The 10,604-nt window shown below is 53.1% G+C and carries 7 protein-coding genes; 5 read left to right on the top strand and 2 right to left on the bottom strand.

Features of this window, described 5'->3' with window-relative positions; translation table 11 throughout:
* Window positions 1–521: 521 nt before the first annotated feature.
* Window positions 522–1,892, bottom strand: a complete 1,371-nt coding sequence (locus B2W96_RS01460; protein WP_293007831.1) for a PhoH family protein — start codon at window positions 1,890–1,892, stop codon at window positions 522–524.
* Between the two features lie 519 nt (window positions 1,893–2,411).
* Here B2W96_RS01460 and B2W96_RS01455 point away from each other — a divergent pair.
* The 4 genes from B2W96_RS01455 (at window position 2,412) to B2W96_RS01440 (ending at window position 6,713) form a co-directional block, all read left to right on the top strand.
* Window positions 2,412–3,305, top strand: coding sequence for a hypothetical protein (locus B2W96_RS01455; RefSeq protein WP_293007829.1), 894 nt, complete (start codon window positions 2,412–2,414; stop codon window positions 3,303–3,305).
* The gene (gene ppk1, locus B2W96_RS01450) at window positions 3,287–5,437 is read left to right on the top strand and encodes a polyphosphate kinase 1 (protein ID WP_293007827.1); all 2,151 of its coding nucleotides are present in this window, start codon (window positions 3,287–3,289) and stop codon (window positions 5,435–5,437) included. Before B2W96_RS01455 ends, ppk1 begins: the two co-directional genes overlap by 19 nt.
* Window positions 5,438–5,461: 24 nt before the next feature.
* A complete protein-coding gene (locus B2W96_RS01445) occupies window positions 5,462–6,262 on the top strand; it encodes an HAD-IIA family hydrolase (protein ID WP_293007825.1) in 801 nt (266 codons plus the stop codon).
* A 256-nt stretch (window positions 6,263–6,518) separates the two neighbouring features.
* Window positions 6,519–6,713 (top strand): hypothetical protein, encoded by a 195-nt coding sequence (locus B2W96_RS01440; RefSeq protein ID WP_293007823.1) that lies wholly within the window; start codon window positions 6,519–6,521, stop codon window positions 6,711–6,713.
* A gap of 83 nt (window positions 6,714–6,796) precedes the next feature.
* Here the strand turns inward: B2W96_RS01440 and B2W96_RS01435 are convergent, their stop codons facing one another.
* A complete protein-coding gene (locus B2W96_RS01435; protein ID WP_293007821.1) occupies window positions 6,797–8,560 on the bottom strand; it encodes a GGDEF domain-containing protein in 1,764 nt (587 codons plus the stop codon).
* 257 nt (window positions 8,561–8,817) lie between these two features.
* On the opposite strand from B2W96_RS01435, the gene B2W96_RS01430 reads away from it, so the two are divergent.
* The gene (locus B2W96_RS01430) at window positions 8,818–10,362 is read left to right on the top strand and encodes a sigma-54 interaction domain-containing protein (RefSeq protein WP_293007819.1); all 1,545 of its coding nucleotides are present in this window, start codon (window positions 8,818–8,820) and stop codon (window positions 10,360–10,362) included.
* Window positions 10,363–10,604: the final 242 nt, after the last annotated feature.

The following is a 10,604-nucleotide window of genomic DNA, read 5'->3' as shown; positions in this document are numbered from 1 at the left end:
TAGCAAAGAGATGTAAAGCAGCAGCTTGTTTTTCAGATATTTCATATGGTAATTCCTTTCAGGCCTGATGATAGGCGGCTGGCGCATGCGCATTCTGCTTGCGCTCCTTGTAAAAATAAAGTGCAACCCTAGCAATTTTCTGGGAAATACAGAAATGACAGATTAAGGCAAAAAAAGTACCAATATCTATCATTTGTCCCGCAATAGCTAATACTAACTTATTTCGACAAAAAGTGCAAGCAAAATACATGTAAGGCTCACCAAGTATTGCGATTAAAGGCAACGTATCAATCCCCTTCTGCTACAACAATATTGGGATTATAAAAGGGCCTGATTTATTATGGCTGCTTGCACACAATAAGGCCTCCTGATGTAGTTCTATTTTTCTACATCAGGAGGCTTTTTTCTATTGTACGTTTTTCGTGTGCCTGATCAAAACCAGCACAACTTGACGCTTTTTCCTTATCTGTTGTTTATAATGTACACAGTTTGATGGTTGAGACATTAACACAGACATCCCCTTACATTCTCTTAATTGCATCCATGGCCAAAGCGGAACGTTCACATTCATCAGCCGACAATGTAATTTGGTAGCAGAGGGGGCCGCCCTTCATTTTTTCCGCCGCATAGCTAAGTCCGTTGGTGCGTTCGTCCAGTAGGGCGTGGTCAATTTGATTCGGATCCCCAAGAAGAATCACCTTTGTGCCGATTCCGGCCCGGGTAATGATCCCTTTTGCCTGCTTAGGCGTCAAGTTCTGTGCTTCATCAAAAACCAGATATGTTTTGGTGACCGAGCGGTCTCTGATAAAATTAAGTGCCTGCGCGATGATAATCCCCCGGTCGAACAGCTCTTCCACCTTCCCGGAAAGGCTGCGCTCATCCTTGAACCGCTCCTTTTCATTTTGATCAACCAACAGCTCCAGATTGTCAATGGCGGGGCGCAGCAGGGGCGCGATCTTTTCGGACTCGTCACCCGGCAAAAAACCGATATCGTCATCGAACTGGACATTCGGGCGGCAAATAAGGATTCTTCTGTAAGCCGGCTCCTCCAGCTCCATCACAGCGTTTAGGCCAACTGCCAAAGAGTAAAAGGTCTTTGCGGTTCCTGCCGTTCCCTTCACGATGACCAAAGGAGCGGTGCCCGTATCGGTCATTAGGGCCTCCTGCAAAAAATACTGCCCCACATTTCGCGGCGTAACGCCGTAAGGCTTCTTTTTCCCGTATGTTAGCGGGACAACCTTTTGCCCGTCAAACCGCCCCAGCTGAGTCTTGCGGTCAGACTGATCCGCCCTGAGAATAACAAACTGATTCGGTACGAGCGCAACAGCGCGCTTCTGGCCCGCTTCATCCATCAGGTACAGCGCGTCGGGAGAAATGTGCTTTTTCTTGAAGGATTCAAACTTCTTTTCGGAGACATATGCTTCGCAGCGCCCGGTATACTGTTGGTCGCCGATGGGGGCCTGTTCAGTTGTAAAGTCCTCTGCCTCTATCCCCATCATCTGGGCCTTTATCCGTACAAGAATGTCTTTTGTGACCAAAATCACGGGTGCCTGCGTTTCTTTCAGTGCCTGACAGACCTTTAAAATGCGGTTGTCGCTCTTATGCTCCGGAAAGCCTTCGAGAAGCTTCACATGAACACAATTGACCTCCAGACGCAGCGTTCCACCGTCCGGCAGAGGTACGCCTTCAAGAAGATTTCCGGCGGTCCGAAGCGATTCCAGATAGAGAATTGCCTGCCGCGCGTTGGCTCCTTTTTCTCCGTCACTGGTCTTCAGGGCATCCAGCTCCTCCAGAACCGCAATGGGCAAAACAATATGGTTATCCCCAAAGGATTGAAGTGCATACGGAGCCTGAATTAAAACATTCGTATCCAAAACATAGGTTTTCGGCATTATGTCATTCCTTTCCTGTATTCATTCAAGAAATAGCTGCGGCACACAAAAACGGCCCCAGTCGGACAGGGCGCGTAAGTGCGCACACCGTCCCATTGGAAGCCGCTATTGCATGGGCGTCACCGGTTTCAAGGATCCCTCTGCTATTGCTATGAGAGGGGCCAAACCGAGCCACGGACAAAATACATTCACGCACTCACCCCTAATAGAGTATTGCTGCGGAGATTTTCATTGTTACTGAATTAAGAATAGCCGTCGTATGCAAAATCTGTGATCACATTTGTGTAAAAGCTGTAAACAGATTCGCGCGCATAGCTCTGTGGCAGGCCGATAAATTGCCCCATGGCTGCTGTGGCGCTGCCTTTTGCGCCGCATTTATGCTTTACCTGCGCTTCACACAGGCTTTACTGCTCCGGGATATTCCGCACCGCGTTTTTCGGGGTATACTAAGCCATCATAGGAGGCATTTGCCTCCTATACGGCGTGGGAAGATAGAAAGTAAAGGTAGAGGAAGATCACATGAAACAAGCCATGATTGACATTGGTTCCAATTCCATGCGTTTGACGGTTTATGAAACGGAGGGCAACTCCTTCAAAATCCTGTTCCGGGAAAAAAGCATGGCCGGTCTTGCCGGTTATGTGGAAAACGGAACATTGTCCGACGAGGGAATTTTATGTGCCTGCCGGGGTTTGCTGAAATTTAAAAAAATCCTTACATCTCTGGATATTCAGGACGTGGTCATTTTTGCCACCGCCTCCTTGCGGAATATCAGCAATACCGAAGAGGCCGTCTCGGCGATCCGGGACCACACCGGCTGGGAGGTGGAGGTGATCAGCGGGGAGGAAGAGGCGTTGTACGGCTATACCGGCGCCATGCTGGAATTTCAGCTCTCCCGCGGCGCGGTCCTCGATATTGGCGGCGCCAGCACGGAACTTGCGCTGTTTAACGAAGATCGGCCGCTCCGTTCTCTCAGCCTCCCCATCGGGTCGCTGAACCTGTATCGAAGCTGTGTCAAGAAAATTCTTCCGGGCAGGCGTTCCCTGAAAAAAATACGGGAGACGATTCAAGCCGAGCTGGACAGGAGCAGTCTGCCCGATTTTGAGCGGCAGTTGCCGCTGGTCTGCGTGGGCGGCACGGGGCGCGCCGTCTTAAAGCTGGCGGGCGCGGTGTACGCGCAGCCGGAGGGCTGCCGCGCCATTGGCGCGGAGCAACTGGACGGGCTGTGCGCCATATTGTGCCGGGGAGACAGACAGATTATCGACCTGATCTTAAAGCTGTCGCCCGATCGGATTCACACCATTGTGCCCGGAATTCTCGTGCTGCACAGCCTGTTTCATTTACTTGACGCCAAAACTCTTGAAATTGGAAAATACGGAGTGCGGGAGAGATATCTGTGCCGCAAGATTCTGTAATTGACCCGGGACAGTACGCCTATACCCAGAATCGGGAGCTGAGCTGGCTGCGGTTTAACCAGCGGGTGCTGGAGGAAGCGGATGATCGCACCAATCCCCCTTTGGAGCGGCTGAAATTTATCGCCATCTTCTCCGGTAATCTGGACGAGTTTTTTATGGTCCGGGTGGGCAGTCTGTTCGACATCGCCCTCGTCTCCCCCGACGAGGCGGACAATAAAAGCGGCATGACCGCCTCGGAGCAGTTGGGCGGAATCTATCGCTCCATACCGGGCCTGATCGAGCTGAAGGAACAGCTTTACGCGTCGGTGACGGCGGAATTAGCGCGGCAGGGCGTGGCGGATCTCGCTTTTTCTCAGCTTACACACTGGGAGCAAAATACGGTGAACGCCTATTTCAAGTCGAATATCCTACCCATTATTTCCCCCATTATCATCGGAAGCCGTCACCCGGCGCCTCATCTGGTAAACAAGGCTCTGTATGCGGCGGCGCTTTTGACGGATAAGAAAGGGAAGCCCTCTGTGGGGCTGGTTCCCATACCGGAGATCCTGCCTCCCTTTTTCAGGCTGGAAGGTGAGGTTCTGCGGTATATCCGCGCGGAAACGATGATTTTACAGAGACTTTCATCTCTGTTCGGCGCTTATCAGGTGGAGGAATCCTGCATTGTCAGCGTCACTCACAACGCGGACATCGGCTTTGACGATGAAAAATTTGAGGACAGCGAGGAAGATTTCCGGATTCGAGTGACGAAGCTGCTGAAGAAAAGGGGCAGCCTGTCGGCAATCCGGCTGGAAATCAGCAAAAACATATCAGACGGATTTTTAACCCGGCTGACAAAGCTGGTGAAGGTAGAAAGGCAGCAGGTCTACGTGGATTCCTGTCCCCTTAATATGCGGTATGTATTTGAGATTGCAAAGGAGCTGCCGGACTCAAAGGCCGCGGCCCTGCTCCATCAGCCGTATCGCTCCCGGTGGCCGGAGAATATCCGCCCGGAGGAAAGCATTATGGAGCAGGTGCAGCGGGGGGACAAGCTGCTGTTTTTTCCTTTTGACTCTGTGACCCCGTTTCTGCGCCTGCTGAGCGAAGCAGCGGAACATCCCGATGTGCTGTCTATCAAAATCACCATTTACAGACTGGCGTCTTCCTCCAAAATCGCCCACACCCTGTGCCGCGCCGCCGAAAATGGGAAGGAGATTATTGTCCTGATGGAGCTGCGGGCCCGATTTGACGAGGCCAACAACGTCTCCTGGTCCAAACTGCTGGAGGACGCGGGATGTCAGGTCATCTATGGGATGGACGGCTTCAAATGTCACAGCAAGATTTGTCTCATCACCCTGCGGGGAAAACGGAAGGTGCAATATATTACCCAGATCGGAACCGGAAATTACAACGAAAAGACCAACGCCATGTACACCGATCTGAGCATTATGACCGCTTCCGACGCCATTGGAGAGGACGCCACGGCCTTTTTCCGAAATATGCTGGTCAATAATCTGAACGGAGACTACCGTGAGCTTTTAATCTCCCCCAACGGAATTAAATCGGTCGTTTGCAACCTGATTGACGAGCAGATTGCGCTGGGGTATAATGGATACATCTGCATCAAGGTCAATTCCGTCACGGAACGGGAGGTCATCGACCGGCTCCGCACCGCCTCCCGGGTGGGAGTGGAGGTGCAGATGATCGTGCGGGGGATTTGCTGCATTCTCCCCGGGGTTCCCGGGGAAACCGAAAATATCCATGTGACCAGTATCGTGGGGCGCTTTCTGGAGCACGCCCGCATCTATTGCTTTGGAAAGGGCCCGGAGGCAAAGGTGTACCTCTCCTCCGCGGACTTGATGACCCGCAATCTCAGCCGGCGGGTGGAGATTGCCTGCCCCGTTCACGACAGGGACCTAAGGGATCAGCTTTTGTGGATTTTGTCCTGTCAGCTCAGGGATACCGCGAAGGCCAGCTTTATGACGCCGGACGGGCTGTATTGCCGGAAACGGGGGCAGCAGCCTATTCCCTATGACAGTCAGGTCCAATTTATGGAGGCTTCGATTCACAGTGCGGCCCCCTGCCTTCCCCAAAAGCCTACTCTGGCGGAGAAAATTACAGGACTGGCCCGCAGGGCGCTGCGCGGCCTTTATTAGAGCTATAAAAGAAAAGTGAGGCGTATGGATTTGAAACAGCTTCTTGAGAAAAAGGGATTTATCTGCGACATGGACGGCGTGATTTACCACGGGAACCGCTTGCTGCCGGGGGTCAAGGAATTTCTCGACTGGCTGAAAAAGGAGGAAAAGAACTTCCTTTTCCTCACCAATTCCGGCCAGAACACGCCCCGGGAGCTGCAGCAGAAGCTGGAGCGGATGGGCCTTGCGGTGGACGCGTCCCATTTTTACACCAGCGCCCTGGCCACGGCGCATTTCCTGAACAACCAGGCTCCCGGATGCAGTGCCTATGTTATGGGAGACCACGGGCTTCAGAATGCGCTGTACGACGCGGGCATTACCTATAACGACGTGGACCCGGATTACGTGGTGGTTGGGGAACCGGCGGGATATGGCCTTGCCATGATTACGAAGGCCGTTCGGTTGGTGAACGGCGGCGCAAAGCTGATCGCCACCAATTACGACCTGACCGGCCCTACGGAGTCGGGGATTGCCCCGGCCTGCCGGGCGCTGCTGGCGCCGATTGAGCTGGCCACGGGAAAGCAGGCCTACTATGTGGGCAAGCCCAACCCGCTGATGATGCGCACGGGACTGAAGCTTTTGGGGGTACACTCCGAAGACGCCGTCATGATCGGGGACCGGATGGATACCGACATCGTGGCGGGCATCGAATCGGGACTTGACACCGTGCTGGTTCTCTCCGGCGTCACCACCCGGGAAGAGTGCCTGAACTTCCCCTACCGGCCCCGGCTGATTCTGGACGGCGTGGGCGACATTCCCGCCGCGGCGCAGGCCGATGTCCTTTGAGCGTGCGCGTTCAGGGAGTTGGATACGCCGCGCATTAAAATTTTACCTGAACCTTACACAAGTGCGGTGGTACGCTTCTTAAAACGGAGTTAAACTGGTAGTATCCGTGGGAAAGGAGTCTGCCGTGATGCCGTATGCTGTGATTTTCCGGGCGGGCGCGCCCTGCTTCTTTCCTGTGCCTGAATGGACTGCCGCGCAATTTGCGGGCAGGCCCGTTCAGGCACTTTTTTATTATTAAGAATAGGAGCGATGAAACATGCTGCCATGTCAAACCGGATGTCACGAGTATCAGGAGGGCTGCCACAAGGGCTGTGCCCGCTGGCGCAGCTTTCAGGAGCGGCAAAGCGCCCAGCGCAAGGCGAAAAAGCAATATCTGCGGCTCCACGACCCGCGGCGTACCCAGACGATTCATCAATACGCGTCCATGATGGCAAGAGCCCCCATGCGGTGAGCCGCAGGGGACTGATCGTACAAAAATTCTTAAAAAGGTGGGCAATCTCACCCCCCGCATCTTTCATGCAGGCGGCGGGTTTCTTACAGAATTTCAATATAATTCCCCGGCTGTTTTTTACATTTCTTTTTTAGCTGGGCAATGTCCTGTGAAAAATCCCCGATATTTTTGTAGTTTCTGGCCCGGTTTGAAATCCCGGCGACGGAAAGCCCTGCAATGGGAAAGTTTTCCGTCACGCCATTTCTGTTCTTTGAAATGATATAGCCGTTTCTGATATCCTCATCGCGGTACAGCGAGGTCACTTCCCGGGAAAAGTGTTCCACCACTGACTCGCAGTACCCTTCTCCTTCATGGTAATCGCAGATGACAATAAAATCGTCGCCTCCGATGTGCCCGATAAATTCCCCCTGCGCGGCGCAGGTTTTCAGGATTTTCGCCAGAAGCATGAGCATTTTATCCCCATTTTCAAAGCCGTACGCGTCGTTGTATGCCTTGAAATTGTCAATGTCGTAATAAGTAACACAATAGGGGGCGTCCGCAAAAATGCGGCTCTGGATTTCCTTTTCAATGACCAGATTACCCGGCAGACCCGTCAGGGGATTGGAATGCCGTGCAATGTCTACCTCCACCTTGGTGCAGGCATCCAGCAGGTTTTTAATGGTCACAATCCCCAGATACTTCCCGTCCTTCTCCACCACAATGGGATTGTACAACTGCTCGAACGGCCTTTGCATGGCGAGCCGTGATACCGTGTCGACGGTCATTCCGTAGTTTACTCTGGAAAAATCCGGCTTCATTGCCTGTTGAACCGTTTTTTTGGAGTGGAGCCCGTAGCCATATCGGCCGCCAAGCAGTTCATTCAAGTCCGTGCGCGTCATAAACCCCATGGTAATGTCATCCCGCACCACAGAAAACTCCGTGACGGAGAGATTCAGCTTCAGCGTCTCATAAATGCTTTCTAGCTTTTCGTCGGGAGAGACGATGTAGCCGGGCCTTGCCAGATGCCCCACGATGGGATAGACGGAGGTTATGAGATTCTCGTTGTATTGCTTTGCGTGGCATCGCTTGATGGTTTCCACCTTTTCCGGCGCAATCGGGGAAAAAGACTCCTGCGGAATCCCAAGAAAATAGCCTTGTCCCAAATCCACGCCCAGCTTGACGAGAACCGACAGCTCCTCTTCCGTCTCGATTCCCTCGGCAATCAATTGAATGCCGGCACTTTTCCCGAAGTCAACCATCGCCTTGCACAGCAGCCGCTTAATCTCGTCCTTGTCAATATCCCGGACAAGGCTCATGTCCAGCTTAATCAGATTGGGCTTTACGCTGGCGATGTTGTTCAGCCCCGAATAGCCCGCCCCCACATCGTCGATGGCGATTCCATAGCTCTGCTTTTTGTAGTGATCGATGGAACACAAAAACGCGCTGCTATCAAGGGCTGCAACGCGCTCGGTGATTTCAAATATAATGCTGTTGGCGTCCAGTCCGTATTCCCGCAGGTGTTCTCTGGTAAACCCCGTCCTGAATTGATGGTCGTAAAGAATGTTGGAATTTACGTTGATAAACAGCTTTTTGTCGGCGGAAAGCCGCGCGGCGTTTTCCAGCGCTCGCGCTCTGCATAGCTTTTCCAGTTCCCACGCCTTGCCATCTTTGTCGGCGAGTCGGAACATCTGCTCGATGTTCATCTGAAGCTCTTGCTTGGAAATCCTGCTGAGGGCCTCGTACCCGTAAACCTGCCCGTTGGACAAAGATACGATGGGCTGGTATACGGGCTTGATGTATTCCCCCTTCAAAATTTCCTCAAGAATATTAGAATTTGACCGGTCCCCAACCGTTTCAGAATTTTGCATCAGTTCACCTCCATGTGGTCGTTCGTGCGCTTTCGAGGATGCACAAACAGGCTACTACAACCGGCGGCGGCGTACAAGTGACGTGCCGTTAAAACTGTGTAACGTCTTTTTAAAAAAGAAATGCAAAGCGCAAAACGGCGCGCATGGAGAGCAGATGCTTGTTTGCGCATCAGTCACAAAAGACGGCTTGCACAGCGTGGGTATCTGTGCCATAATTGCACCTGTAACCCGATGCGCAGAGCGGAAAGGGGGCTATTATGAAATTACGGGACTTTTCAAAACGTATCCGAGCGGAGGATCAGCCGGATTTCACCTGTGTACTTCAGGGCGGCCGGAATATTTCCGAGCTGACGGCAGAGGATCTGGCGGAGTACCCGGAAACGATTTATATAGCAAACAGTCAGGCATCCGTCTTTGGAAAGGTGCAGAAAGAAACGCTGCTCTACCTGATGCGCCGCCAGCAGAGGTTCCGGTTTGAACAGATTCTGGACAGCATGAACGACGGCGTTATCGTCGTTGACGCCGCTGGGCGTATCTTCTACGCAAATCCGGCATATGTTTCGGTTTTGGGTGTGCCTCTGCGGCGGATTCTGGGTAAGCCGATTCAAGAGGTGGAGCCGGGCTCTCTTTTGAATCAGGCATTGCTCAAGCGCACATCCTTCACCAGCGAAAAGCAGTTGATTCCCTCTATTAAAAAATACGTCTCTCTCCGGGCGTTTCCCCTGTGGGATGGGGAGGAGTTTTTGGGGGCCGTCTCCATTTTTCAGGACGTGACCAGACTTCACCAACTGAATCAGGAGATGCGCCAGATGTCCGGCATCGTGGATGAATATTCCCAGAGAATCCGCAGTCAGGCCACGGCTGAAAAACTGGGGATTGCTTCGTTCAACAGGGCGTTGCAGACCACGATCCAAAAGGCTGCTACCGTGGCGCTTACGGACGTGCCGCTGTTGATCTGCGGTGAGAGCGGCACCGGGAAAAACGCCATGGCCCGTTATCTGTACCAATGCAGCAGCCGCAGGGAAAAACCTCTGATTGCTGTCAATTGCGCCGCGGTTCCCCCGAACATGATCGAAGAGGAGCTATTTGGCGACGAGGGCAGGCAGCGGCAGGGAAAATTTGCCTTGGCGGACGGTGGGACTCTGTTTCTCGACGAGATTGATGAACTTCCTTTGCCCGCACAGACGCGATTGCTGTATCTTTTGCAGCGGGACGGGATGGCTCCGGGTGGCCACGAGGAAGGGAGCCTGCCGGACGTGCGCCTGATCGCCTCAGCCAGCCAGCCGCTGGAGCCGCTGGTGCGGGAGAAACGATTCCGCAAGGAACTGTTTTTCAGGTTGAATACGATTACAGTGTCCCTTCCGCCCCTGCGAGAGCGGCAGGATGACATTGTCCCCATCGCAAACCGCTTCCTGTCCGAGTGCAACGAAAAGTATCACAGAACTGTGACGTTCTCGCCGTCTGTCTACCGGGAGCTTCAAAGATACGCATGGCCCGGGAATCTGCGGGAGCTGAGGAGTTATGTGGAGCGGGCGGTGATTCTGGCGGACGACAGCCTGCCTGTTTTTGAGCGGACGGAGGAGCGGGATTGCGCAGAGATCAGCCAGAGTCCGCCCCACAGGCCCCGCAGCGACGCACCTCTGGCGGACCAGATGAGGGCCTTTGAAGCGGATGTAATCCAAGAGGTCCTGCAATCCTGCGGCGGCAATCGGACAGCGGCCATGAAGCGGCTGGGACTGAGCCGACGAACCTTCTATCGAAAATGTGCCGAACTGGGAGTCCTGTTTTGTGGCGAAAAGTAAACAGTGCCAAAAAGTAAACGGCAAGCCGTGTCAAAAAGGATACGGTTTGCCGCTTTTTTGCGTAATGGCTGGACCTGTTTTGTGGAAATCCCCACAAAAGACTTCCGGGAAGGGTGTTGTTATAATCAAGGTGTTGAGGAAATTGTATTTCACGAACAAAAATAGAAGGAGATGTTAGGACGTGAAGAAAATATCCATTGGCGGCGGTCAGGGTTTCTGGGGCGACAGCCCGGACGCGGCCA

The sequence above is a fragment of the Oscillibacter sp. UBA6647 genome (genome assembly GCA_002455655.1).
Taxonomy (GTDB): Bacteria; Bacillota; Clostridia; order Oscillospirales; family Oscillospiraceae; genus Oscillibacter.
Note: the sequence above shows the minus strand (reverse complement) of the source record. Positions and strands in the feature narration are given on the sequence as shown.